Genomic DNA, 25,405 nt, shown 5'->3' with positions numbered 1-25,405 from the left:
TTTTGTTTCGTGAAAGAAAAATAAACCTTGACAAAGGTCACATCATATCAGTTTTTAAGAGGTGTCCAAAAGTCAGGAGTAGAGGGAAAAATCCCTGAGGCCTGCAACAAATCCGAGGGATCTAAGATCCTCCGTAATATCGGAGCTGTGGACCGGGGTGTTGTTTACGCTTCGAAGGCTGATTTTTCCCCCATGGGAGGGCAGGTCCTTCAGAATGTTTACGAGCTTCTCCATGGCTTCGGGGAAAGCAGCCCTGTCCTGTACTTCCAGGCGCCCTGATTTCTTCCCGTAGACCAGCACGGTCCTTCCGTTACGGTAGACTGCCCAATGGTCTCCCCGCCGGGGAGGTGCCGAGTCCGGCGGATTTTCCAGGGGGACTCCTGCCGGAGAGGCCGGATCGTTGACATGAAGGACTGTCAGGCGATCCGGATATTCAGAATCATCGATTACCCCGGCAAGACGGGGAAGATAATCCGGCAGGGTAAACTGGATCCCCGGGACATCCTCTATAAAAGCCCCGCTGATAATTTCACCGGAGAACTCCATCAGACGAAGGGCCGTAAAAATATCCCTCCATCGGAAGGGAAAAACCTCCCGGTGAAGCTCTTCCCGGAACAGAACAGGATATCTGCCGAACAGGAGGCGAACTGCAGCCCTGGCGCTATCCAGCTTTTCCAGTTCATCCGGTTCTTCCGCGGGTCGTGGTACGGAAAACCAGTTCCCCTTAAGGGGAAGCCGGGATTTCCAGCGGGCAAAACCGGAGCGTCCGGTCCGGGGTTCTTCGGGCAGATTCGGGGGCCCCTTTAAAAGAGTTGTCCAGCTGTCGCAGCTGATTCTCCCCCTGCGGAGCTCCTTCCACAGCAGCTGGAGTGTTTCCCGTGAGCTTTTTCCCCACATATCGACGATCTCCCAGAAGGTAAATCCTCCAGTGGAGGGTAGAACCTGATCACCGCCCTGCCGGGCCCGGGTTGCACAATCAATATTTTCCCTCCTGAAGAAAGAAATCTCTCCTCTGGGAGCGCCGATCCAGACGATTTCCCGGTCTTCCAGAAGCGAGTCTATCTTCTCTCTGGAATAGGCTTTCATGCGCCGGGGAAACACGGCGTTCTCCCATATCTCCGGTACCAGCCTGAAACCCTCGAGGGTAAAGACTACGTCTTCCGCCGTACCCGGGGAATCCACCCCCTGGTGGCGGGAAAGAAATTCGTAATAGCGGTTCAATGGAAGCGGCCGCCAGGCGGAAACTTTTCCGCGGCTTCTGGAAAAACCCAGGAGAAACTCATATCCTTCACGATGGATCAGCTGTAGCCCTTCAGCGCCGCTGCTGATGTAATCATTGACCAGACTCTCTTCTTCCGTCTCTACCTGGAGAAATTCCCGTACAAGGTCGGTATTGAAGGGAGAGTTCAGGATAAGATCCTCCGGGTAGCAGGGCCCTTCGTAGTAGAGCCAGGAGAGAAAAATCTCCCGAAACTCTTCGTCTCCTCTGCCTTCCGGTCCCAGATAGCGCTGAAGGGTTTTTATTCTTTCCTTATGAACGGCCCAGCGTCGGGCTTCTCCCACTATTTTCCAGGGAAAATCCGTATCCGCCGGCAGATCAAGTTCTGCCGTGAATCCTTCGAGTTCAGCGGCAGGTATGACCTGCCGTTCCTTCAGAATGTCTTCGAGTTCCTGTATGTTTTCCGGCCGATACCCCCTGGCAAGACGTCGAAGGCGGGCAGTAAAATCCCTGACTATCTGATCGTCAATCCGAGGTCGCAGGACTTCTCCTGCAGCTATCCTGTACGCCCATTCTCCTCGTGTCCGGATGGAGATCTCCGGGACATCATCGCTGTAGATCTGGGCGTTCATCTGCTCCCAGAAGGAACCGGAGCAGAGGGGCGAGGGCTTCCCGGTAGTGACCTCCCGGTATTCGATATCACCACGTTCCACAGAGTTCAGGAGAGATATTAGAAGGGGTATGTCGAAGAGTTCCTCAAGGCACTCTCTGAGAGCTTCCTGAAGAAGGGGAAAGCCCTGTTTGTCCGCGACTGCCGAAAGCAGCCGCTTCGCCCGCAGACGGCTGAGCCACAGCGGGGTCCGCTCACCGTAACGTGTCCGGGCGATGACAAGGCTTCGCGCGGCGGCCTCCCGAAAGCGGGCACCGAAGATCCCGCTCTTTACCAGGCCGGACTCAATCATCCCGGTGATTTCCCCGGTCCTGCACTGAAAAAGAAGCCCTTCTTCCAGTGCCTGGGGAGAAGTGATCAGTATGGAATCATTATCCCAGCTTACACTTGCGGGGGAATCCTTTTTTCGCAGCAGCTCCTCCAGAGCGAGTGCCAGGGGGGCATTACAGCGTCCACCCCAGAGGGTGTGAATGAAAACCAGATACGGGGATTCCGCCCCCCGCGATCCCCGGGTATACTCTGCGATAATCCTCTGCCCATGGGGTGTGACACCCTGATTTTCCAGCCGGTGCAGATAGTCCCTGAGCTTTTCGCCGCCCTCCCGGGATACATTGAATCTGCTTTCCAGGGAATCCGGGAGGAGTCTGCGGGAAAAGTACTCACCAAGGATCTCTCCACAGAGCCTCTGGGCAGCGTAATCCCTGTAAAGCGGCTCGGCACGGTAAAAAGTGCTTGAATTGACGGGTGATGCCGTCGGGCGAACCTCCACAGTCCGCGGGCTGATCCCGACAATGCGCCAGTTCCTGGTTCCGAAGGTAAAGACATCACCTGTCCTGCGTTCCCACACGAACTCTTCGTCCAGTTCTCCGATGACGGATGAACCGGAACTCCTGTCAGCTTCCTTGAGAATATAGTATCCCCGGTCGGGTATCGTGCCGCCGGAAGAGAAGAGGGCGCTGCGGCCGGAGGGAAGAACCTCAATCTGTCCGTCCTTCAGCCGTATTCTTCCCGGCAGCTGGTTGACCCGGATTCCATGGTAAAAACCCTGAAGCATTTCCAGAACCCCGTAAAAACTCTCCCGGTCAAGGTCACGGTAAGGATAGCTCTGCTGCAAGGTTTTGTAGATTTTTTCCGCATTTTTTTCGCCCGCCAGGGCCTCACCGATAACGATCTGGGCAAGAACATCCAGACAGAGACGGGGGGGGACAATCTTTTCCAGAATACCCTCTCTGAGTCCCCGGGCGAGGCTGAGGGCGCTGAGAAAATCCCTTCCGTGGCTGCAGAACAGTTTTCCGCGGCTTATTCCCCCCACCGAGTGACCGGCCCTGCCGATCTTCTGGACCGCAGAAGAGAGAGAGAAGGGGGTCTGTACCAGAATAATACGATCCAGTTCTCCTATGTCGATGCCGAGCTCGAGGGAGTTGGTGGCTACAATACAGCGCAGTTTACCGCTCTTGAGGCGCTCTTCGACCAGGGTCCGGATCTCTTTTGAGAGGGAACCGTGATGGGCATAAGCCAGGGGTTCCTCCTCATCGCGGTTAAGAAGAAAGGCTATTTTCTCCGCCAGGCGCCTGGAATTGACAAAGACAAGGCTCGATCCGCCGGACTGTATTTCCGGCTTCAGCTGTTCAGCCAGACGCTTCCAGGGGGTGTCCGAGTTTTCACGGCTTTCCGGTTCGAAATCCGGAATGGCTTCGATCCGAAGATCGTATTTTTTCCGGTCCCCGGATTCCAGTACCTGCATCTTTCTCGGCAGCCCATCGGCCCGAAAACCCGCCGCAAAGGCTGCGACAATTCCGGGATCCGCCAGGGTGGCGGAAAGGGCGATCCGCTGAAACTCCCGCCTTTCAGGAAGCAGAAGAGCAAGACGTTCCAGGGCGCTTACAAGCTGGGTTCCCCGCTTGTTCCCGGCAAGCGCATGAATCTCGTCGAGAATTACACAGCGCAGACTGGAAAATATTGCGCGCCCCCTTTGAGTTGCCAGCAGAATATTGAGGCTCTCCGGGGTCGTTATAAGAATCGCCGGCGGCTTATCCAGCATGCGGCGGCGTCTGTAGTTATCGGTGTCACCGCTGCGGGTCTCTATCCGGATATCCGGAAACTGCAGGCTCTTCTCCCGTGCCAGGTTGCGCAGCTCTTCCAGAGGCTCTTCCAGGTTTAACCTGATATCCCGGTTAAGGGCCTTCAGGGGCGAGACATACAGAACCGAAAGAACGCCGGGGTCCCAGTCTCCCCGTATAAGAGAATCCAGGGATGATAAAAAAGCTGCCAGGGTTTTCCCTGTACCGGTGGGAGAGGTCAGAAGCAGATTCTCCCCCCGGCGGGCGACCGGCCAGACGAGTTTCTGCGCTTCTGTGGGAAAATCGAAACGCTGAAAAAACCAGTCTGATACCAGAGGAGAGAACCCGTTCAGGGCCGGAGAGCCTGAGCCTGCCTTCACGGTCTCGTTTTTGCCCTCAGGTCCGAGCGGGAGGCGATTATTGTAATCATCTTGCATTCCATGTACTCCCTCAAGGCCTGGGAGTAACCTTCAAGGTGGCTTGCCTGCTGCAGTACCCTTCGGAGGTTCCGTTCTGTTATTACCGATAAAGCACCGAAAACCACCTCGGAACGTTCGTTATAAAAAGCGTTCAACTCGGTAAGAATGTTCCGGTCGATCTCCTCCCGGGGAAGAATGTCCGCCGGAAGCTTCTCCCACAGGGCGGAGAGGGTATCTGCGGCTTCCCGCTTGTCGGAGAGTCCGACCTGCTTCAGGATGTCAGTTTCGCTGCTCTCCTCTTTTTCAGCTGATACAGAGGTCTTTCCCTTATCCTCCCCGTTCTCCGGTTGATTCAGGAACACGGACCTGGCAATCCAGTGTAAAAAACGGTACAGGATGGAACCGAGCCAGGAATAGCGGGAATAGATGGAACGATAAATTTCGTTATAGAGTTCTTCGCGGTTGATATGAAAAATACGATCCGTCTGGCCCCAGGGATACTCCTGAAGACGGCGGATAAAATCGCTCCTGCTCTTCCTCTTTGATAGAAACTCGTAGAGGGAAGTACTCCGTAGAAGAGCGGCCGTATCGGGCTGGAGCTGGGCGGCGGTCTTTTGTATCAGATCGCGAAAGGCCTTGTCTGTAAGCATGGCGTCTTCGAAGCGGTGTCGCTCCATGAGTTCATTCCAGCGTATATGGAGCTTGTCACGGATCCCCGAGTTCAATCGTGCGCCTCTGGCATCAAGATAGGCTTCCAGGTTGTCCCGGTGAATCAGCATGAGGGTCCCACCGGGAGGGGTAAAACTCAGGGCTTCCGGCATTTCCGATCCCATACCCACATGGTTTTTCTGGAAAAGCTGGAAGGTTTTCTTAAGCTCCTCCGGTGGAATTTCAGGAAAAGTGTTTTCAGCAGTCTGCACGAGATCCGCCGCGGATATGCACAGATTGATCGTGTCCCGGAGAATATGTAAATAATCCTCCGGCGTTACAATGCGGCGCTTTTCTTTCGCTGTCTGCATTTTCTCCAGAACCGTGAGACTCTGGAGAAAATCAAAGTCCTCCGGGTTGTCATAACTGTACCGTGTCAATATGTAACTGTTATCCGGAGACACCAGATCCGACAGAACCTGACGACTGGCATCGCCGGAAGCGATAATCCTGTCCATGACAAGCCTGGTCGCCTCCTCCCTGAACTCCTTTTCCGTTCGGTGCTGGACTCTGGAGAGGCCGTTTTCCAGAAGCTCCCGCGGACGCCCGAGTATAAGGTTCTTGTAGGTGCTGATCTTGTCGGAAAAGACATCCGCATTTTCCCCCGCCAGGAGGGCCAGGTGATATCGTATCTTTCGCCAGCAGATAAGAGGAAATTCTTCGAGGAACTCTCCGTGAAGCAGTATGGGAGGAAGCTGATTCTTGTCGAACAGAATCTCCAAAACTCCTCTGGCCTTTGCTTCTCCCCTCCGCTTCAGGCTGTCAAGTTCCTCGGGCGAAATGTGCTCCGCGTCCTCGGGAAGAATGCTGAAAACGCTGGAAGGAAAACGGGTGGACACGGGAACTGCTGCCTTACTGAAGGCTGTGTAGGTCTCATGCAGCTCCTTCTCTATTTCCGCCCGGTTGTTCAGATAGCGCTGATGGATCTCGAACTCACTTTTACTTAAGCGGAGGTAGCCCTCCTTGAGCATCTTCTTGATTATGCTGCTGCTTCGAAAATCTATCCCCTGACGGGTGATTTCGCGGATAGGGACGGTAAAACTCGCAAAGCGTCGGAGAACACCGAGAATTACCTTAAAATCGTTTTCTTCTTTGGCATCGGCATCCATTAACCATAGAAGCCATCTGCTTTGATGATCAGGAAACAGAAATTTCATCTTACAAGGAGTATAACCTGAGATAGCCTTCAAGGTATACGAAAAAAAACCGTAAACCAGAGGTGTGTCGCGATAATTGCGGCGGTGACAAGCAATTGCAGCCGGGGTATTTTTCCAAGGGGAAATGACCGGTTTTCGTGGAATCCCCTTGCATACAGGGCCTCGCTTAACTGAACTGACTGTCTGACAGTACGCAGAAGCAGAGGGATACTTATAGCCTTTATTTTCCTTACAGGCCGGTACCATGGAACGCCCCCCCTTGATGCCAGGGCTTCCCGCCCGCTTGTCAGGGCACGGTCAAAACGGGGCAGAAAACTCAAGGTTATGGATATCATAAGGGCAAACGAGGCTGCCGGAAAACCGGGGATCCATCGGCTGAGGGCGTAGAAGGTTCCGCGGATTTGAGAAACACTGGTGGTCCCGATGTAAAGAAAGCCCAGAACAACCCAGGTATACAGGCGCGTGGAAAACGCGAGAAGTATGGAAAAGGAAGATGCCCCCGCCGCTGCGATGGACAGAATCAGGAGTACCAGGGCAAATCGAAAGGCGGAGCATATCTGTCTCAGGGCAATACGCCGGGGGGAAAGGAAAACCGGAAGTGCGATGCTCAGCCCCAGGGCCATAACGGAAAGTTCCGCCACGGATGCCCGATGTACCCCCATTGCTGCGGCAAGCAGCACGACAAGCTTGAGCCGCGGGTCGTAACGGTGAAGCAGTGACTTCCCCGGGGTAAGGGGAAAACTCATCTCCACGACGCATGCTCCAGGAGCATTCCACCCCGGCAGGGATTCCGCACTCCGTGTTCCTCCAGCTGTCCCACCAGATCTTCCGGTTTTCCCGCTGCGCTGAGTGTTCCGTCCTTCATAAGGGCCAGTCGGTCACAGTGGGCCAGGATTTTCCCCACATCGTGGGTGATTACGCAGATTCCCTGCCCGGCGGCATGGAGTTTCAGCAGCACAGAGAGCAGCGAACGGACCCCGGGATAATCGAGCTCCATAAAGGGTTCATCCAGAAGCAGGATATCCGGTTCCATGGCCAGTACCGAGGCGAGGGCCAGGCGCCGGCGTTCTCCACCGGAGAGGGTCATTGGATGTCGTTCCGCATACGGGGCGAGTCCGAAAAGCTCCAGGTTGGATTCAACCAGGCTTTTCAGTCGTTCCCCCCGGATTCCCAGGTTCCCGGGACCAAAGGCAATCTCCGCGGCCACGCTTTCTTCTATTATCTGTTCCTCGGGATGCTGGAAAACCAGGCCTATTCTCTGTCTGATCTTCCTGCCTGCCTTGTGTACTTCCTCCCCCCGATACAGGACTCTTCCTTCCGTCGGCCTGGCCAGACCGTTGGCATGACGCATGAGGAGGGTTTTACCCGCCCCGTTGGATCCCGCCAGAAGCAGGAGTTCTCCGGCAAAGAGTTCAAGATTAACATGTTTCAGACCCCAGAACCCGTCGGAAAAACGGTATCCCACATCCTGGAAGCTCAGAACAGGTTCATTCATTGGTGACTGACAAGTCTGTTCAGGGAACGGGCGACAATGGCGGCGGCAGTGATTTTGAGTACATCCCCGGGTATAAAGGGAACCATACCGATCAGTAGCCCCCTGGCAAGAGAAACACCCTCTCCCGTGGCGGCGGAAATCCTCCATATGAGCCACGGGACTCCAAGCAGGTAGATGACAGCCGTTCCGAGACCGGCGGAGAGCAGCAGAACGGTGAGTCTTTTCGGATTTATCCGGCTGATAAGTCCTGCCAGGAAGGAACCCGCGGGATACCCCAGAAGATACCCTCCAGTTGGGCCCAAAAAGACAGCGAATCCGCCGCCGGCGCTGAAAACGGGAAGACCGAGGGCGCCGAGAAGAAGATAGATCAGTACAGAAAGGCTGCCCCAGAGGGGACCGAGAAAAAGTCCGGAGAGAATAACAAAGAAATTAGCCAGAACAATGGGAACCGGTCCAAGGGGTATCCGGATGAAGGTCCCCAGAATAATAAGAGAGGAAAATACTGCTGAGTGAATGGCCATGGAAAGCTGTTTCTGATTCATCCGTACTCCCGATGAAAGTCTGTTGTCACCTGGGCCCCATTATTCGCGGACCCGGTGCGATTTCGTACAATGTCCCGTCCTTGTCAGCGACAATCAGGGACCCGTTAAGGGCGAGATTCCGGACGGTATAATCGGTATCATCAATCCTCATAACCTTTCCCTGAGTAGAGGTCCTGGCCCTCCAGTGCTTCCGGACCTTGTCCGCTTCGATCATTCCGAGGGAAGACTCTATAACCGGTTTCAAGGTTTCGAACAGTGTTTTTAAATCCGGGAGGTCCCGGCCGCCGCCGGGAATCTCGTTCTGAAGGCAGGTGACCCGGCGATCGCCCGTTTCCGAAAAATGGACCGAGGAAAGTACGTTCAGGCCTAAACCGAGAAAAGCATGATCAGGGGATTCCGCCGGACCGGATACTTCAAGCAGCAGTCCTCCAAGCTTCTTTTCGTTCACGAATAGATCGTTGGGCCAGCGGAACCGGCAATCCACGCCATAGTGTTCCCGTAAGGAATCGACCAGGGCCAGGCCGGTTTCTATTATGTAGAGGGAGATATAAGCTGCCGGAAGCCGGGGACGAAAGGCAGCAGTCAGATACAGGCCGCCGTCAGGGGAAACCCAGGATTTTCTGTTTCTTCCCCGGCCTGCTTTCTGCCTGCGGGCGAGGTAAAACTGTATATCTTCACAATTACGGAGAGAGTTTCGTGAGGCCTCTTCCATGGTGGATTCAACCTCGTTCTGTATATGGATTGTGCCGGAGTCGTATTCCGAAGGAGAGGGGAATTCGGGCTCGGACAGCAGACGATATCCCTTCCTGCCTGACTCGATAACAAAACCTTCCTTTGCCAGCCTGAGTATATGTTTTCGTACCGCAACCCGGGATATGCCAAGAATTCCGCCCAGATCCGTTCCCGAAAGGGGATCACTGTTTTTACGGAGGTGATTGAGCAAGGTGCTTCGCGATACGGAGTTCTCGTTAACCATAAGATTCATTACGGTTAACATGAATCGCGGGATTGTTCAAGTAGAGGTGCCATCGTTCCTCTTCAATCACCGGGTGAGGAGCTAAAAATCCTTTCTGTCTATCCGGGTACGAAGTTCAAGTCCGGCCAGGGAGCATGCCGTCTTTACATCCTCCTCGATCTTTCGTGTGGCTTTCACTTCAGCAAGGCTGGTTCTTGTATCCACTTTTACGTCCGTTACCGCCGAAAGTTCCAGCAAACCGCGTTTAAGAAGGAGGGCTTTTTCCGGGGTAAGTCTGTCTATGATGAAATAGTATGATTTTGCACGGGCCATGGCTCATAATTACATGAAGATACGTAAAAATCAATTTACCTGTGGTATAATTTTAGCAAAGAAAACTTGAAAAGGACCATGGAAAGGAGTAGGCTATACTTCAAAGGCTTTCTTTGGCAAAGGAGAAAAAAATGAAAAGAGTATTTTTGATACTGGTATCTCTGTCCCTGATCGGACTGGTAATTTCCTGTTCTTCCGCACCGGAACCGGCTGCTGCCCCCTCCAGTGATCTTCCTGACTGGGTTCTTGCACCTCCCGTAGCGGACGATGCCTACTATGGAGTCGGAAACTACAAATCGGCAAATCTATCCACCGCACGCACCGCGGCTACAGCCAACGCCCGGGCTGAAATTGCCGCCCAGGTAGAGGTCCAGGTTGACAGTGCCGTCAAGCAGTATGCTCAGGAAGCCGGGGTTGACGGTAACCGTCAGGTCATCGAATTCCTGGAAACCGTGACGAAACAGGTCGCTTCCGCCACCCTTAACGGTTCCAAGGTTGTCGAGACCTACCGGGACGATGACGGTACGGTATATGTTATGGTTATGTACGAAAAAAGCGCCCTCCGGGAGGCTGCTGAAAAGGAGCTCTTTGTACGGAACGAAGATGCCGCATTCGCGGAGTTTAAAGCCGACGAAGCAATGAAGTGGCTCGACGCTGAACTGGCAAAATAACAGCTCGATAAGCTTATAATTATTTACCAAAAAAGACGGTGCGATCAGTTTCGTACCGTCTTTTTTTAGAATAGAATAGAGGCATGGCAGGTAATAGTCTGTTCCGGCTGCTTTTTTTTCTTCCAGTTATGCTGTCCCTTGCTTCCTGTACCAGTACCCCGGAGTCTGCGGATGTGCCGGCTGATCCCGCCATGGAGACGGGCAGGGCATATTCAACCTGGCAGGATCTGCGTATGCCGATCACCGGGGATCTTGATCTGCCCCGTGCCGAGGAGGTTGTGCCGCCTCCTGAGCCTGGACCCTCCTGGCTGCCTGTCCGCTTACCCTGGTGGGTATGGCTTCCGGAAAATGCCAGGGAGAGGCCTCTGTTTCTGGGTACATCCTTCCCCAGGGTTTCCCGCACAGAGGAACTCAGGCAGTGTATCAGAAATGCCGCTGATCAGGCCGCACGGTATGCGGGTATCGCCGCTCAGGTCTCATCCTTTCGGGGAACTTTTCGCGAAGGTACAGGATACGCGGAGGACCTTCGATTGTATTACAATCAGGATCTCGTCCCGCTCTTTGTGGAGGAGGCTGAAGTACGCACACTGCATCAGGACGAAACCGGGAGCTACGCGCTGGTGCGATTTCCGTCCCTGACCGCTGTCGCATCCCCTGAAGAATATCCGGACATAGATATACTGTCGGGTATCAGCGAACCCGGGTGGATCGGCCGGGTACCGGAGATTGAAGGGTATTACCTGGGGCTCGGCATATCCCGTCCCAGGCTTCGTTTTGCCGATTCCATCGCTGAAGCCGACAAGGCGGCCCTGGCTGAAATACTGCTGCAGCTGGCAGCAGGAGTTGAAGCCAGCTATGATGTGAGATCAACGGAAGGCAGGGGTTCATCCTTTCAGGAGGATGTATATCAGTATTCAAGTGCCACAGTAAAAGGTTTCCGGATTGTATCCCGCTGGCGGAGTCCGGAGGGTTCCTATTTTTATTCCCTTGCTGTGCTGCCGCGGAGATAAATCGATGGTCCAAAAACTCAGAGGTATGGAATGACGGGAAAAAAATCAATCTTCAGGGCATGCGTGTATACTTCAGTGCTGTTCATTATGTTCTCCTGTCTCAGCGCTCCGGAACAGCCGAAATGGATTGAGCGTCACCCCTCGGAAGATAAATACTATATAGGTATCGGCTCATCCGATGATCCCGTCCAGTCGGTAGCTGCGGCGAAGGCCCGTCAGGACGCCCTGAGCAATCTGGCCGCTTCCATTTCAACCTCAATAATCGCAGAAACTGCAACCGAGATATCCGAATCCGCGGAGGGGGATCATTTTCAGTCCTTCAAACGCAGAATCGAAGAGAGGGTTTATCAGACCCTTGAGGGGGCCGAGGTTGTGGACAGTTACTATTCCCTCCGGCAGGGCTACTGGATCTATATGAGGATTTCCAGGGATCAACTGGAGAAGCAAAAGAAGGAGCTGGCCCGAAGAATCGAAGAGCTGCTCGTTCCCGTTTATACCGAAGAGGACCTCACTGCGTCCGAAGCCCTCTCACTGCTTCAGAAGGGCCACGAATTGCTCCTGGATTCACCGTATTTCGCAGGCCTGGCAGGAGAACTTGGCGACACCCGGGGAAATCTTCTGGACCTGATTGAAAGAAAGACGGCGAATATTCTCAGTCTTCTCAGTATTACCGTTCAGCCCGACAGCCTCGCGGGACGTGCCGGGGAGACAGCGGAAGCCGCTGCCAGAGTCCAGGGGGATATTCCCTCCGGAAGTATTCCCCTGCTTGTCAGCCTGGGTGACGAAGTCCTGAAAAGCGGTACTACCCGCGAGGAGGGGCTGTATGAATTTCAGATTGATTTATCCAGGATACCCCTGGGACGCGGGAGTATATCAGTTGATCTTCAGCTTGAAGCCCTGGGGATAGATCGAAGCGATTATTACCTGAATCTCCCCTCCGTACAGACGGAGATAGCGGTTCATGTTCTGCCTCTGCCTCTCCGTTTTGTAATGGAGTATGATGCTGATATTACTGCAAGGGGAATACCTGAGATGGCTTCCGCACTCTTTTTTACATCAGGACTGCCCTTTTCCCTGGCGGATGAACAAAGCGATACCGAATATACCCTTCGCTGCAAACTGCTACTGGAGGATTTTCCCCGATACCGGGACAACACTCTGGAGATCTCCCAGGCGCGGCTGATAATCCAGGTTGAGTATCAGGGGCAGATACTGCATACCTACCAGAGCGCGGATATGAAGGACGGTGGTCTCACCATCAGCCAGGCCCATGAGCGCACTATCAAAAAGCTCTTTCAGAAACTTGCAGAAGAACAGGATTATCTGCCGGGACTCATCGAAGCTCTGCCCATACGGATTTCCCGAGAGTCTTCCCGCTGATATATCGCGGTTCCTGTTTCGGGGTACTTGAAAAAAACTTACCCATCCGGTAGTTTGCTAAACTATCCGATTTTACGGAGGGCAGATGGCAGACCTGGTTTTTCCTTTTCAGAACGAAGCCCTGTGGGTGGCGTTTCTGTTTATCAATTTTTTTACGATCATCGCATTATATCGCATAATGGGAAAAACCGGACTTTTTGTCTGGATTCCGATCTCTGTAATTATTGCGAACATACAGGTCCTCAAAACCGTACATATCTTTGGCCTTGCGGCAACCCTGGGCAATATTGTCTATGCCACATCCTTTCTGGTTACCGATATTCTTTCGGAGAATCATGGAAAAGAGGAGGCAAAAAAGGCTGTGTGGGTAGGGTTCTTCGCTGTTCTTGTTATGACCCTTTTCATGAATATCGCCCTCTGGTTCATACCGGCACCCTCCGATTTTGCCCAGGGAGCGCTGGCAACGATATTTCTCGTTATGCCCCGGGTGGCGGGAGCCAGTCTCGTGGCATATATTCTTTCTCAGCGCCACGATGTATGGGCCTACAGTTTCTGGCGCAGCCGATTTCCCGAAGACAGGCATATCTGGATCCGCAACAATCTGAGTACCATGGTGAGTCAGTTAATAGACTCAGTTATTTTTGTCCTGATCGCTTTCTGGGGTATCTACGAGGTACGTGTTCTCATCGACATTCTTATTACCACGTATCTTTTCAAGTGGCTGGTGGCGGTAGCGGATACACCCTTTATATACTGGGCAAAACGGATTCGGGAGAGATATCTCTAGGCACCTATAATAAAGCCCGGCATAAAACCGGGCTTGCTGATTACAGAAGTGTCAAAAATCGTTTACTTCGGCATCATAGTCGACACCGGGTACGTTGAAACCGTTCAGGCGCAGAAAATCTTCCCTGTAACCGTCCATGTCGCCGATCTCTTCGATGTTGCCGGAATCGACCTGTTCCCAGAGTTTCGTGATCTCCTCCTGTACATCCGGTCGCATCTCCCAGTCGTCTACCCGGATACGGCCCTCATCGTCCACGGGGATTTCCCCCTGTGTATAGAGCCGCTGTGTAAACAGACGGTACATCTGTTCAATGCATCCTTCGTGAATCCCCTTGTTTTTCATGACCTTGTAGAGGATGGACATGTAGAGGGGGACCACGGGGATGACTGCGCTTGCCCGGGTAACCAGGGCCTTGTTCACGGAAACGAAGGCTTTCCCTTTCAGCGGATCAAGAATTTTACTGATTTCCGATGCGCTCCTTTCCAGGTGCTCCTTTGCCTTGCCGATGGTTCCCTCCCGGTATACGGCATAGGTGACCTCAGGACCGATATAGGAGTAGGCTACGCTCATGGCACCTTCGGAGAGAACACCGGCATCCTTGAGTGCCCGTATCCAGAGCTGCCAGTCTTCTCCTCCCATCACCTTTACGGTAGCCTCAAGTTCCTCCTGATTGGCAGGTTCGATGGAGGCTTCGCTTACCTCACCAGTCATGGCATTGACGGATTTGGCTGTATATGTCCCCTTGAGGGGTTTCAGCACGGACCGATACATCTCGCCCGTATCAGGATCCACCCTCACGGGGGAGGCGAGGCTGTAGATCACCAGGTCAATGCTTCCGTATTTTTCTTTAATAAGATCGATAACCTGTTTTTTTACCCCGTGGGAAAAGGCGTCGCCGTTTACGCTGTCCGCCTTGAGCCCTGCTTCCCGGGCGGCCTTCTCGAGGGCCCTGTTGTTGTAGTAACCGGGAGTTCCGGGACGTTTGTCGCTGCCCTCTTTTTCGAAAAAGACGCCGATGGTGTCTGCACCGGCGCCAAAGGCCAGGGAAATTCTTGAGGCCAGACCGTAGCCCGTCGAGGAGCCCACAACAAGAGCAGTCTTTGGCCCTGCGAATTTCCCTTTATTCCTGACATATTCGATCTGGTTCAGGGTCTCCCGTTCGCAGCCCACCGGATGGGCATTCATGCAGATATTGTTGCGAATTTTGGGGGTAATTATCATGCTTTATCCCCCACCAGGCAAAGCCATGAAGCCTCACAGGCCAGTTCGTCATCGACATAGCACTTGCCGCTCTGTTTGATCATTCTTGCAGAGATTCGGTCGTTGCTTATCTCCATCCGGATAGTCTCGTTGGGGCGGACCTGCCGGCGAAACTTGGCCTTTTCGATGGCGGCAAGAAAAAAGAGGGTATCGTCTCCCAGGCTGCCGAGCTGACGAACCCCCGCACCGCCGCACTGGGCCATGGTCTCCACCAGGATCACCCCGGGAACAACCGGATACTCGGGAAAATGACCGGGGAAAAAGAACTCCTCCGGCGTATAAGTACGCTTTCCGATTATCTTTTCCTCCGAGACTTCCAAAAGTTCATCCACGAACAGGAAGGGCTTTCTGTGGGGCAGCAGTTCTTGTATATCTTTCATAGTTTACTCCTCGTATTTTCTAAAAATTACTGTTCCGTTGTGTCCGCCGAAACCAAGATTGTCAGACATGACGGCTTTCAGCTCGGCTTTTCGCCCTGTATTGGGAACATAGTCCAGATCGCAGGCTTCATCGGGATTCTCAAGATTGATGGTGGGAGGAATAAAACCGTTCTTCATGGCAAGAATGCTCAGAATGGCCTCCATGCCTCCTGCACCGCCGATCATATGGGCCGTCATGGATTTGGTTGAGGAGATCGGCATTTTATACGCATGATCCCCAAAGGCCTTTTTTATTGCCATGGTTTCCAGGGGATCGTTGGTCGGTGTGGATGTGCCATGGGCATTGAGGTAATCGATCTGAGACGGTTCCATACCCGCGTCCTGGAGGGCCAGTCGCATGGAGCGGGCGGGACCTTCTCCAGTTGCATCGGGACTTGTCAGATGGAAGGCATCACAGCTGATACCGTAACCCGCCACTTCCGCATATATGGGAGCTCCCCGTTTGAGGGCGTGTTCGAGCTCTTCGAGAACGAGAATCCCCGCACCTTCTCCCATTACAAAACCGTCCCGGTCCCTGTCGAAGGGCCGGCTGGCGGCGGTGGGAGTATCATTGTATTTGGTGGAAAGGGCCGTCAGGCGCAGGAATCCGGCGATTCCGAAGGGGGTTATAGCTGCTTCCATGCCTCCGGTAACCACCACATCGCTCTGCCCGATCCTGATGGAGTTCAGCGCCGCGCCGATGGCATCGGTAGCGGAGGCACAGGCGGTAACCACGCAGTAACAGGGGCCGTAAAATCCGTACTTGATAGCGACGTTTGCGGGCCCCTCGTTACTGATAAGCTTGGGGATAGTCATGGGTGCGACCCCCTTGGGACCCCGTTCCGCCAGGTTTCGTACTCCCTCTTCGGTTACCTCGTATCCCCCGATACCGTTCCCGAGGATAACGCCGACCCGTTCGGGATCGCCGCAGCCTTTATCCAGTCCCGAGTCTTCCAGCGCCTGGGCCGCCGCGGCCATGGCAAACTGACTGAAACGGGCAAGTTTTCGAGCCTCCTTTTTATCCATCCAGAGACTCGGGTCGAAGTTTTTGACTTCGCCGGCTACGGTACAGGCAAAATCGGTGGTGTCAAACAGGCTTATGGGTGCAATCCCGCTTTTCCCGGCCTTGATTGCCTGCCAGGTGTTTTCTATGTCATGGGCAAGGGCGTTTACCGTCCCCATGCCGGTCACGACGACTCGTCGGCGTTCCATATCTATCTCCCTTCGTCTTTATCTGTATCTCTACATTACAAGGCCGCCGTCGACCCTGATAACCTGGCCGGTTATATAGGACGACAGGTCACTGGCCAGGTAGAGAACGGTGTTGGCGATGTCTTCGGGGCTTCCCATTCTTCCCAGGGGAATAGCCCGGGCATAGTCTGCCTTGACATCCTCGGTCAGCTTGTCGGTCATGGCTGTTTCAATAAAGCCCGGGGCTACGGCATTGACCCGGACATTCCGTTTTGCCGTCTCTTTTGCCAGGCTCTTGGTAAAACCGATCAGCCCTGCCTTGGAAGCGGAGTAGTTGGTCTGCCCGGCATTGCCCATCTGGCCGACCACCGAAGCCATATTGATAATGCTGCCGGATTTCTGCTTCATGGCCATAAAGGCGGATACTTCTCTGGCTACCAGAAAGGCACCGGTAAGGTTTACCTTGAGTACAGACTCCCACTGGTCAAGGGACATGCGGAATACCATTCCGTCCCGGGTAATTCCGGCATTATTGACGAGTATATCGAGCTTGCCGTCGGCGGTAATCTCCTTTATCAGGGCCTTGACCTCGTTCTCATCGGTAATATTGGCCTTGTGAAATGTAACCGTTGCATCGCCTTTGGCTGCTGCATCCATTTCCGCCTTGAACGGACCTTCCGCAAGGTCGCAGTAGTGTACCGATGCTCCTTCGGCCAGAAACTTCATGACAATCTCTTTTCCTATTCCCTGGGCCCCGCCGGTGACCAGGGCTTTTTTTCCTTCCAGTAACATTGTGTCCTCCTATGAACTGTAACTCTTCCTGATGTTTTCGATTTCTTCAAGGGTCCCCGCATTGAGGCAGGGAACTTCACTTCCTGTCTTTTTCCAGAGCCCGGAAAGAACCTTCCCCGGGCCTGCTTCGATGCAGATATCCGTTTTTAATGTGAGGATTGTCTCCTCTTCCGTCGTCCAGCGAACCGGGGATATTACCTGGGCAAGGCACAGTTCCTGCGCCTCCGTGCCGCTGGAGACTGTTTTTCCCGAGACATTCGAGATCAGGGTAATTTTCGGATCCCTGAATACAAGCTTCCGCACATGTTCTGCGAACTCCTGCCGTGCCTCCTCCATGAGGGGGGTATGAAAGGGGGCTGATACCTTCAAAGGAATCCAGCGTCTGGCACCCCTGGTGCTGAAGTACTCTTTACCTTTCAGCAGAGCCTCGTGGGTCCCGCCAACGACAGTCTGCTCGGGACTGTTGAAATTGGCCGCGTAGAGTTCAAGACCCGATTTTTCACAGAGTTCCTGCACAGCTTCCGGAGCCAGACCCATGACAGCGGCCATGCCCGGGCCGTTTTCTCCGGCGGAGAGTCGTTCCGCAGCTGCAGCCATTATCTCCCCCCGTTTTTTTACCAGGGGAAAAAGCTCTTCAAAGTTCAGTACCTCCGCTGCAGCCAGGGCGGAGAACTCTCCGAGACTGAAACCCGCGACGGCATCCGGAGTGATTCCCTCGTCCTTCAGCATGATCAGGGATGCCAGATTTACCGCTGTGATGGCTATCTGGGTGTTTTCAGTCCTCTTGAGTTCATCCTCTCCCGATTCAAAGAGCAGTTTTGGAATGTCCGTTTCCGTCCATTCCGAAGCCTCTGCAAAGAGCTTTTTTACCACTGAAGAGGTTTCCCATAAATCCTTGCCCATGCCGGGGAATTGAGCGCCCTGACCGGGAAATAAGAAACAGTTCCTCTTTATATCTGATTTCATTGTGTGAGACCTTACCACGCACTGATTTTGTCGGTCAAGGACCGACAGAAATGACACCCCACGCTTTACAGCCGAATCAGCTGGCCGCCGTAGGTGAGACCGGAGCCGAAGCCCAGAGTCATGATGACATCCCCGGGATTCAGTCTCCCATCCTTCCATAAATCGTTGAGCGCAATAGGAATGGAAGCGGCCGAGGTGTTTGCGTATTCCTCTATGTTAAGGTAAAACTTTTCCATGGGAATCCCGGCTCGCTTTGCTGCGGCCTTGATAATTCGTACGTTGGCCTGATGGGGGACTATGTATTTTATCTCGTCAATGGAGATTCCCGCCTCGGCGGGGAGGACCTCAAAGAGCTCCGTATTGACCTGAACGGCAAAGTTGTAAACCCTGCGTCCGTCCATGGCGATATAGAGATCCTCCTCCGGAATATTCTGACCTCGTATGGGATTTTTTATCCCCCCCGCCCGTACGATAAGGGCGTCGGCTCCGCTTCCGTCGGAACGCATACGGGATGCCAGGAATCCCCTGTCGTCGTCACAGGCGCTCAGCACTACCGCACCGGCTCCGTCTCCGAACAGAACGCAGGTTGAGCGGTCCTTCCAGTTTACCAGACTGGATAGTTTTTCAGCGCCGATGACAAGAACGTTTCGGGCCACACCGGAAGAAATGAGCCCTCTGCCGCACTCCATGGCATAGACAAAACCCGTACACGCTGCAGCAAGGTCGAAGGCCCCGCTGCGCAGGGCACCGATGTTATTCTGTACAATACTGGCCGTGGCGGGGAATCCGATGTAATCCGGTGTGCTGGTGGCCACTATTATCATATCCAGTTCCTCTGCAGAAATACCGCATCTGGAAAGAGCCTCCCGGGCCGCCTCTGTTGCCATTTCGGAAGTTGTCTCACTCTCTGCCAGATGACGGGAACCGATTCCGGTATGACTGCGTATCCATTCATCGGAGGTGTCTATAATCTGTGCCAGATCCTGGTTGCTTACTCGTTTAGGCGGCAGGTATGCACCTGCCGACCGGATGGTCGCGTTCATCAATCCTCCTGATATCGGTCATTGGCCGACTGAATACAGTGTTTACTCACTATCCCCGAACAAAGTCAAGGCGTACCAGGGCTATCAGTGTCCTGAATGTCCAATATATCCAGAAAATATCAGCCATCGGCCGAAAAACATTCCATAAGTGTGTTGCCGGCCCTCGACGCGCAGGTGTAGAATGAGTATACTCCCTTGACTTTAAGGCGGCCACCGGCCGACAAAAACTGCATGAGGAGGCGACCCTTTGGCACCCCAAACTGCAACACCAGTATTACACAAACATTCACGGATTGGAATCGTAAACCGCGGCGAAGCTGCTTTGCGTTTTATTCGGGGAGTCAGTGAATATAACTCCCGTTTTGAAACAGAACTCAGGACTCTGGCTATCTATACGGCCCGGGAGGAACAGGCACCCTTTGTCAAGAATGCCGATTACCGGGTCTGTTTCGAAGACCTTCCGGGGTATCCCGGTACGGCAAGTTCTCCCTATCTTGACCATGCCCTTATCCTCGAGGCTCTCAAGGCGGGCGGCTGCGACGCCCTGTGGGTCGGATGGGGTTTTGTGTCGGAGGACTCGGTTTTTGCCGAGGCGGTCGAAAAGGAAGGTTATACCTTTCTCGGTCCCAACAGCAGAGCCATGGCCCTGCTGGGAGACAAGATAGCGGCGAAGGATCTGGCGGAAAAAGCGGATGTTCCCATTCTTCCCTGGAGCCGCGGTCCGGTATCGAATATCGAAGAAGCCCGAAAAGTATCAGAGAAGATCGGGTATCCTGTTATCGTCAAGGCTTCCAATGCCGGAGGCGGACGGGGAATACGTTTTGTTCTGCGTCCCGAGGAGCTGGAATCCCAGTATAACTCCGCCGTGGAAGAGACTCTGCGGGTTACGGGTACCCGGACTGTCTTTATCGAACACCTTGTCCGGCGGGGAAGGCACCTGGAGGTTCAGGTCCTGGCGGATCGTCATGGTACGGTAAATACCTTCGGCGTAAGGGACTGTTCCCTGCAGCGCCGGAACCAGAAGATAATAGAGGAGACCCCTCCAGCGGGACTGCCGCCGGAGACCATCGAGGAGATGGAGGCCTCCGCGGCACGGCTCATCAAGGCTGCCTCCTACGAGGGCGCGGGTACCGTGGAATACCTGTTCGATCTGGATTCCCGACGCTTCTATTTTATGGAAGTCAATACCCGGCTTCAGGTCGAACATCCGATTACGGAAGAACTCTACGGGATCGATCTTGTAACCGGACAGATAGAGGTGGCCTTCGGGAGAAAAGTGGACGTGAGTTTCGCGGCACCCCGGGGTCATGTAATGGAGGCCCGCCTCAATGCCGAAGATCCGGGAATGGAATTTTCCCCCGCCCCGGGCCGGGTGGACCTTTTCCGGCCCCCCGCAGGTCCCGGCATCAGGGTCGATTCGGGAATAGAGAGCGGTGCGGAGATTCCCCCGGAGTTCGATTCCATGGTCGCCAAGATCATAGCCCGGGGACGGGACCGGGACGAGGCGGCCTCCCGGCTGAAAAGGGCCCTTGACGAGTGTACTATCCGCATTGAAAACGGAACAACCAACCGTGCGTTCCTGCGGCAGCTTCTGGATCAGCCTGAGGTAAAGGCGGGCGGGGTTTCCACCGCCTACGTGGGAGAGCTCCTCAAAAAGGGAATCCGCCGCGCACCGGACGAAACATTCCGGGCGGCCCTTGTGACCGGGGCGATTACCATTGCATTGTCGCGCTCAGCGGAAGAGAAGGTTAATTTTATCAATGAATTAGCCAGTCTGGGAAAACCGAGAACCCTTCCGGGCCGGGACGGGCAGGAGGTCAATCTTTCCATTGAAGGCGCAGCCTATTGTGCAAAGGTGCTGCATACAGGCGGAGACAGCTTTCACGTAATAGTGGACGATGCCTTCGTAATATGCAGGTATCGCAGCACTGACCATGAGGGCGTCCTGGAGTTTAACGGCCAGCGTTACCGCTTTATCCTTGTCCCCAGGGGAGATTCCCTTCAGTGTGAAATCAACGGAACACCCTTTCTTCTTGAGCAGGAGTCCAGGGGCTTCGTCAAATCCCCATCCCCGGCTATTGTGCTTTCTGTTCCCGTGAAGGCCGGCGAGGAGGTCAGAAAAGGCAGCGTCCTTATGGTTCTTGAAGCCATGAAGATGGAGATGCTCATTGAATCGCCTGCGGATGGTCAGGTCGCTGAGATTCTTGCGAACCCCGGAACCCAGGTGGCGGCAGGACAGTCCCTTATCCGGCTGGAGGAGGCCGGGGACAATACTGATACGAAAGAGCCGGCTGCGGTTAAAATCGATTTTCCCCATATTGAACCCGGGCTCCAGGAGCGTTGGGAACGCATTGCCAATGAAGTCCAGGCAATTTTTCTCGGCTTTGATGCAGGGGAGGATTCTTCCGATCTTGTTAACCGGATCGAGGCCTTTATTACCCAGAACCCTGACCGTACCGATGCTTTTACCCGGCTGGTATTGCGCAGCATGGAGGCATTCTGCGCTCTGGAGCTTCTCTTTTCAAACCGAAGCATTGAAGATGAGAGCGGCAGCAGGCCGCACACCTATACTGAACTCCTGACCCACTATGCTCTGCGCAGGAAAGACCGTGAAAAGGGGCTTCCTCAAGGATTTATCCAGTCCATAGACCGTGCCCTGGCGGCATATCGCGATGCAGGAGTCAGTGATGAAATCGACAGACTTCTGTACCATTTTTACCGTTCCCATGCGGCTTCAGCCCTGAAAGGTCAGATCCTGCGGGATTTGCTGCAGCTTCTGGAAGAACGGTCCGCAGCAGAAATGCTGGGAGAGGGTTTTCCCCTTCTGGTGAACGAGATTGTACGTCTGAGTAACCTTGGATCTCCCAAACTGGCGGACGCCGCCCTGCATGCGCGCTATGTTCTGATCGACCAGCAGCAACTCCAGGAACAGCGGGGAAGACAGCGCAAATTCGTTGAATCCCTGGTTTCGGAGAGCTGCAGCGGCAATTCAGGAAGTTTCGATGAGTGTACGCAGTCCTTTATGGACCTTCCGCCTTCGGCCATGACGGACATGATGCGTATAATAAAATCGACCCGAACAGGGAGTTCGGAACTTCTCTCGGAGCTGGCGGCCCGGTATTTTAACCGGGACAGGAAAATTCATTCTCTCAAGACATCCTCTGATGGGAAGGATCTTTTCCGGGCCAGGATCGATTTCACTGAGGATGAGGAGAATGAAAAGGACCGGAAGGGCGGACTTCTTTTTGCTGCCTTTTCTCCCGAGGCTCTTGAGAGAATACCAGGCATAGTCCGGAATTTCCCGGACTGTGAATCAGTTGAAGTCACGATACTTATTTCGGGGCAGGGCAGCCCCGGGGATTATATCGATTCTCTTGCCCCTTTTCCCTGTAAATTCTGCGCTCTGGGAGTCTACCCGGAGCAGGATGAACCGCAGTTTACTACCTACCAGTATGGTGATACCGGAAAATGGAGTATCAACGACGGTGCGTTCACCTTTTCGCCCCTGGAATATCGGGAGCTCCGGGTGGAAAGACTGAAGAATTTTCATCTCAAACTGATACTGCGCAGCGAAAATGTCACTGTTCTGGAAGGCCGGGCAAAGGAGAACGAAAAGGACATGCGCCTTTTCGCCCTTGCTTCAACCTCCGAGACGGATCCCGAACTCTCCTCGCGGCAGGACCTTACCAGGATGCTTCGATTTGAGCGGGTCTTCAACGAGGCGGTTTCCGGCATACGCGCCGCCCAGCAGAACTACCGTTTCAGGCTTCAGTGGAACCGGATTATCATCTACAACAGATCTCTTCTGGGACTGCGCCTGATGCAGCTCCGGGATTTCGGTTACAACCTGGTTCCCAGAACCATCGGTCTTGGCCTGGAAAAGATGGTCGTCTATTCACGACGCAAACGATGGAGGGAAGAAACCATCCGTGAACATGAACTGATCTTCCACAATCTTACGGCGGACCAGTTTACCCTGCGCAGCCGGCGCCCCTCATCGGTGCCCCTGACGACCCTGGACAGTTATGCCCTCAAGGTGGTCCGGGCGCGTCAGCGTAACGAGATTTATCCCTACGAACTCATAAAGATGATTACCCACGCCGGATTTCCCCTGCATGAGGGTTTGCCACGAGGTGAGTTTGAAGAATTCGATATCGAGGTCGCCGCAGACGGGTCCGGCAGGGCTGTTTCGGTAAAGGGACGTGAACCCGGAAACAACGGCAGCAATATAATATTCGGCAGGATCAGCAATACCGATCCTGTGAGCGGAACGGTTTTTCATCGCATGCTGATTCTCTCGGATCCCACCGGAGATCTCGGCAGCCTGGCGGAAGAGGAATGCCGCAGGATTATATGCGCCATCGATATGGCCGAAGAGGATTCAATTCCCGTGGAATGGGTTCCGGTATCCTCCGGAGCCAGAATCACCATGGATTCGGGTACCGAAAACCTGGACTGGACCGCTGCAACCCTGAAAAGGATAATAGAATTCACCCAGGCCGGGGGCGAAATAAATATAATCGTCCAGTCTATAAATGTGGGCGCCCAGTCCTACTGGAATGCCGAAGCCACCATGCTGATGCATACCCGGGGACTTCTGATCATGACCGATGAGGCTTCCATGCTTCTTACCGGGAAACGGGCCCTGGACTTCTCCGGCAGCGTGTCGGGGGAAACAAATGTGGATATCGGCGGTGCAGAGAAAATCATGGTCCCCAACGGCCAGGCCCAGATACGGGTCGCTTCCGTTGCCGAGGCCTACGGCGTACTCTTTCAGCATTATCGTACCTGCTATGTTAAGCCTGGCAGCTCTTTTCCTGAACCTGTGGAATGCTCCGACCCCGATGAGCGGGATGTAACCACCGTGCCCTATCGGGACAGTCTTGGTCAGGGATTCACCAGCATCGGAGATATCTTCAGCATGGATTTGAATCCCGACAGAAAAAAGCCCTTCGACATGCGCCAGGTTATGCGTGCCCTTGTGGACCAGGACGCGGAAATCCTCGAGCGATGGAGAGGGCTCGAAGACGGGGATACCTCTCTGGTCTGGGAGACCCGTCTCGGCGGTTTGTCTGTGGGTATGATCGGTATCGAAAGCCGCAGCTTTCCCCGTATCGGTGCCCTGCCTTCCGACGGTCCGGATACCTGGAGCGGAGGGACCCTCTATCCCCAGTCTTCAAAAAAGCTGGCCCGGGGGCTGAATGCCTTCTCCGGAAGGGTACCGGCTGTCATCATTGCGAATCTCTCGGGATTCGACGGATCACCGGAATCGCTGCGCAGACTCCAGCTCGAATATGGAGCTGAGATAGGAAGGGCAGTTGTAAACTTCAGAGGCCCCCTTGTTTTTCTGGTCACCGCCCGCTATCACGGCGGGGCCTATGTAGTCTTCTCCAAGAGGCTGAACCCGGAACTCGAGGTCGCAGCTCTTGAAGGCTCCTTCGCATCGGTAATCGGAGGGGCCCCGGCTGCTGCGGTGGTATTTCCGAAAACCGTCAGAAAGCGCACCGAAGATGATACGCGGGTCATGGAAGCCCGGGAACGTTTGAAATCCGGTGAATGGGGTTACAAGGAGTTTGATAACCTGTATCAGACGGTATATAACGAATACCAGACAGCTCTGGGGGCAGAGTTTGACGGTATACACAGCGTTGAACGGGCCCGGGAGGTCGGATCCATCGATCATATTGTAAAGGCCTCGCAGATGAGGCCCTATCTGATCGATGCAGTGCGCAGGGGCATGGAGCGCTGGGAAAAAAGGAGTGCGGGAAGTTCCTAGAACTCTCCCGCGTTATGCCTCCGGGCCATCTCAACATAGGATGAGGCGTTCTGACGAACACGCTTCAACTCTTCGTCGGAGACCTTTCTCATGACCTTGGCGGGGGAGCCCACCGCCAGGGATCCCGGGGGTATTACCTTGCCTTCGGTTACCAGAGCGCCGGCCCCGATGATGGCACCCTTACCGATTACAGCCCGGTTCAGAATGATTGCACCCATGCCTATAAGACAGTCATCCTCCACGGTGCAGCCGTGAATAACAGCGTTGTGGCCGATGGTAACCCCTTTGCCGATCTTGACGGGGGCGTCATGATCTACGTGAACACTGGCATTATCCTGTATGTTGGAGGAATCCCCAATGACTATAGGAGCATAATCTCCCCGGACTGATGCTCCGTACCAGACTGATGCATCCTTTCCCATGGTGACATCCCCGGTAACAGCTGCGTTCTCTGCGATAAAAGCGGCTTTTTCACGAATACTCATATATACAACTCCATTATACTGCTGTACCAGTGAAACTACAGGTTTTCGTCCCCGGGGACAAGTACTC

Annotated in this window: 19 protein-coding genes; 5 read left to right on the top strand and 14 right to left on the bottom strand. The window is 54.1% G+C overall.

The features are described 5' to 3' along the window. Positions 1–72: 72 nt before the first annotated feature. From B4O97_RS06215 to B4O97_RS06185, 7 genes are all read right to left on the bottom strand, one after another. The gene (locus B4O97_RS06215; RefSeq protein ID WP_083049250.1) at positions 73–4,386 is read right to left on the bottom strand and encodes a DEAD/DEAH box helicase; all 4,314 of its coding nucleotides are present in this window, start codon (positions 4,384–4,386) and stop codon (positions 73–75) included. Next, positions 4,326–6,233, bottom strand: coding sequence for a hypothetical protein (locus B4O97_RS06210; protein ID WP_143305567.1), 1,908 nt, complete (start codon positions 6,231–6,233; stop codon positions 4,326–4,328). Before B4O97_RS06210 ends, B4O97_RS06215 begins: the two co-directional genes overlap by 61 nt. Before the next feature lie 29 nt (positions 6,234–6,262). After that, complete coding sequence (locus tag B4O97_RS06205) at positions 6,263–6,979, bottom strand: energy-coupling factor transporter transmembrane component T family protein (protein ID WP_083049246.1); 717 nt, start codon at positions 6,977–6,979, stop codon at positions 6,263–6,265. After that, complete coding sequence (locus tag B4O97_RS06200) at positions 6,976–7,728, bottom strand: energy-coupling factor ABC transporter ATP-binding protein (RefSeq protein WP_083049245.1); 753 nt, start codon at positions 7,726–7,728, stop codon at positions 6,976–6,978. Before B4O97_RS06200 ends, B4O97_RS06205 begins: the two co-directional genes overlap by 4 nt. Continuing rightward, on the bottom strand, positions 7,725–8,270 hold the full coding sequence (locus tag B4O97_RS06195) for a biotin transporter BioY (protein WP_083049243.1): 546 nt from the start codon (positions 8,268–8,270) through the stop codon (positions 7,725–7,727). The genes B4O97_RS06200 and B4O97_RS06195 overlap by 4 nt, the downstream gene beginning before the upstream one ends. Positions 8,271–8,295: 25 nt before the next feature. Then, positions 8,296–9,255 carry a biotin--[acetyl-CoA-carboxylase] ligase gene (locus B4O97_RS06190; protein WP_158084184.1) on the bottom strand — a complete coding sequence of 320 codons (960 nt, stop codon included), beginning with the start codon at positions 9,253–9,255 and terminating at the stop codon, positions 8,296–8,298. Between the two features lie 72 nt (positions 9,256–9,327). Then, the gene (locus B4O97_RS06185) at positions 9,328–9,558 is read right to left on the bottom strand and encodes a hypothetical protein (RefSeq protein WP_083049240.1); all 231 of its coding nucleotides are present in this window, start codon (positions 9,556–9,558) and stop codon (positions 9,328–9,330) included. A 131-nt stretch (positions 9,559–9,689) separates the two neighbouring features. Between B4O97_RS06185 and B4O97_RS06180 the strand changes: the two genes are divergently transcribed. The 4 genes from B4O97_RS06180 to B4O97_RS06165 all read left to right on the top strand — a co-directional run bounded on the left by B4O97_RS06180 (position 9,690) and on the right by B4O97_RS06165 (position 13,406). Next, complete coding sequence (locus tag B4O97_RS06180; protein WP_083049238.1) at positions 9,690–10,229, top strand: LPP20 family lipoprotein; 540 nt, start codon at positions 9,690–9,692, stop codon at positions 10,227–10,229. Between the two features lie 83 nt (positions 10,230–10,312). Further along, positions 10,313–11,239, top strand: a complete 927-nt coding sequence (locus B4O97_RS06175; protein WP_083049236.1) for an LPP20 family lipoprotein — start codon at positions 10,313–10,315, stop codon at positions 11,237–11,239. Between the two features lie 75 nt (positions 11,240–11,314). Further along, the gene (locus B4O97_RS06170) at positions 11,315–12,619 is read left to right on the top strand and encodes an LPP20 family lipoprotein (protein WP_158084183.1); all 1,305 of its coding nucleotides are present in this window, start codon (positions 11,315–11,317) and stop codon (positions 12,617–12,619) included. Positions 12,620–12,704: 85 nt separating this feature from the next. Beyond that, complete coding sequence (locus tag B4O97_RS06165) at positions 12,705–13,406, top strand: queuosine precursor transporter (protein WP_083049233.1); 702 nt, start codon at positions 12,705–12,707, stop codon at positions 13,404–13,406. A gap of 51 nt (positions 13,407–13,457) precedes the next feature. On the opposite strand, the gene fabV is transcribed toward B4O97_RS06165, so the two are convergent. The 6 genes from fabV to B4O97_RS06135 all read right to left on the bottom strand — a co-directional run bounded on the left by fabV (position 13,458) and on the right by B4O97_RS06135 (position 19,077). Beyond that, positions 13,458–14,627: an enoyl-ACP reductase FabV gene (gene fabV, locus B4O97_RS06160; protein ID WP_083049231.1), complete on the bottom strand. Its 1,170-nt coding sequence runs from the start codon at positions 14,625–14,627 to the stop codon at positions 13,458–13,460. Further along, complete coding sequence (gene fabZ / locus B4O97_RS06155) at positions 14,624–15,046, bottom strand: 3-hydroxyacyl-ACP dehydratase FabZ (protein ID WP_083049229.1); 423 nt, start codon at positions 15,044–15,046, stop codon at positions 14,624–14,626. The genes fabV and fabZ overlap by 4 nt, the downstream gene beginning before the upstream one ends. A 3-nt stretch (positions 15,047–15,049) precedes the next feature. Continuing rightward, on the bottom strand, positions 15,050–16,297 hold the full coding sequence (fabF, locus tag B4O97_RS06150; protein WP_083049227.1) for a beta-ketoacyl-ACP synthase II: 1,248 nt from the start codon (positions 16,295–16,297) through the stop codon (positions 15,050–15,052). A gap of 30 nt (positions 16,298–16,327) precedes the next feature. Continuing rightward, entirely contained in the window at positions 16,328–17,068 is a 741-nt protein-coding gene (fabG, locus tag B4O97_RS06145) for a 3-oxoacyl-[acyl-carrier-protein] reductase (RefSeq protein WP_083049226.1), read from the bottom strand. A 9-nt stretch (positions 17,069–17,077) separates the two neighbouring features. Continuing rightward, complete coding sequence (fabD, locus tag B4O97_RS06140) at positions 17,078–18,034, bottom strand: ACP S-malonyltransferase (RefSeq protein ID WP_083049224.1); 957 nt, start codon at positions 18,032–18,034, stop codon at positions 17,078–17,080. Positions 18,035–18,099: 65 nt separating this feature from the next. Next, a complete protein-coding gene (locus B4O97_RS06135) occupies positions 18,100–19,077 on the bottom strand; it encodes a beta-ketoacyl-ACP synthase III (RefSeq protein WP_083049223.1) in 978 nt (325 codons plus the stop codon). 247 nt (positions 19,078–19,324) lie between these two features. Between B4O97_RS06135 and B4O97_RS06130 the strand changes: the two genes are divergently transcribed. After that, positions 19,325–24,853: an ATP-binding protein gene (locus B4O97_RS06130; RefSeq protein ID WP_083049221.1), complete on the top strand. Its 5,529-nt coding sequence runs from the start codon at positions 19,325–19,327 to the stop codon at positions 24,851–24,853. Here the strand turns inward: B4O97_RS06130 and B4O97_RS06125 are convergent. Beyond that, positions 24,850–25,338: a gamma carbonic anhydrase family protein gene (locus B4O97_RS06125; protein WP_083049220.1), complete on the bottom strand. Its 489-nt coding sequence runs from the start codon at positions 25,336–25,338 to the stop codon at positions 24,850–24,852. The genes B4O97_RS06130 and B4O97_RS06125 overlap by 4 nt on opposite strands. Positions 25,339–25,405 lie beyond the last annotated feature (67 nt).

Origin of the sequence: Marispirochaeta aestuarii (assembly GCF_002087085.1) — a bacterium.
GTDB lineage: Bacteria > Spirochaetota > Spirochaetia > JC444 > Marispirochaetaceae > Marispirochaeta > Marispirochaeta aestuarii.
The sequence above is the reverse complement of the archived record's forward strand: the minus strand, read 5'-3'. Positions and strand labels throughout refer to the sequence as shown.

Excerpts from the sequence above, each read along its gene's own strand:
- B4O97_RS06190 (WP_158084184.1), bottom strand. The coding sequence starts at position 9,255 with ATGAATCTTATGGTTAACGAGAACTCCGTATCGCGAAGCACCTTGCTC.
- B4O97_RS06125 (WP_083049220.1), bottom strand. The coding sequence starts at position 25,338 with ATGAGTATTCGTGAAAAAGCCGCTTTTATCGCAGAGAACGCAGCTGTT.
- B4O97_RS06185 (WP_083049240.1), bottom strand. The coding sequence starts at position 9,558 with ATGGCCCGTGCAAAATCATACTATTTCATCATAGACAGACTTACCCCG.
- B4O97_RS06210 (WP_143305567.1), bottom strand. The coding sequence starts at position 6,233 with ATGAAATTTCTGTTTCCTGATCATCAAAGCAGATGGCTTCTATGGTTA.
- B4O97_RS06180 (WP_083049238.1), top strand. The coding sequence starts at position 9,690 with ATGAAAAGAGTATTTTTGATACTGGTATCTCTGTCCCTGATCGGACTG.
- B4O97_RS06215 (WP_083049250.1), bottom strand. The coding sequence starts at position 4,386 with ATGCAAGATGATTACAATAATCGCCTCCCGCTCGGACCTGAGGGCAAA.
- fabF (WP_083049227.1), bottom strand. The coding sequence starts at position 16,297 with ATGGAACGCCGACGAGTCGTCGTGACCGGCATGGGGACGGTAAACGCC.
- fabD (WP_083049224.1), bottom strand. The coding sequence starts at position 18,034 with ATGAAATCAGATATAAAGAGGAACTGTTTCTTATTTCCCGGTCAGGGC.
- fabG (WP_083049226.1), bottom strand. The coding sequence starts at position 17,068 with ATGTTACTGGAAGGAAAAAAAGCCCTGGTCACCGGCGGGGCCCAGGGA.
- B4O97_RS06205 (WP_083049246.1), bottom strand. The coding sequence starts at position 6,979 with ATGAGTTTTCCCCTTACCCCGGGGAAGTCACTGCTTCACCGTTACGAC.
- B4O97_RS06195 (WP_083049243.1), bottom strand. The coding sequence starts at position 8,270 with ATGAATCAGAAACAGCTTTCCATGGCCATTCACTCAGCAGTATTTTCC.
- B4O97_RS06175 (WP_083049236.1), top strand. The coding sequence starts at position 10,313 with ATGGCAGGTAATAGTCTGTTCCGGCTGCTTTTTTTTCTTCCAGTTATG.
- fabV (WP_083049231.1), bottom strand. The coding sequence starts at position 14,627 with ATGATAATTACCCCCAAAATTCGCAACAATATCTGCATGAATGCCCAT.
- fabZ (WP_083049229.1), bottom strand. The coding sequence starts at position 15,046 with ATGAAAGATATACAAGAACTGCTGCCCCACAGAAAGCCCTTCCTGTTC.
- B4O97_RS06135 (WP_083049223.1), bottom strand. The coding sequence starts at position 19,077 with ATGAACGCGACCATCCGGTCGGCAGGTGCATACCTGCCGCCTAAACGA.
- B4O97_RS06200 (WP_083049245.1), bottom strand. The coding sequence starts at position 7,728 with ATGAATGAACCTGTTCTGAGCTTCCAGGATGTGGGATACCGTTTTTCC.
- B4O97_RS06165 (WP_083049233.1), top strand. The coding sequence starts at position 12,705 with ATGGCAGACCTGGTTTTTCCTTTTCAGAACGAAGCCCTGTGGGTGGCG.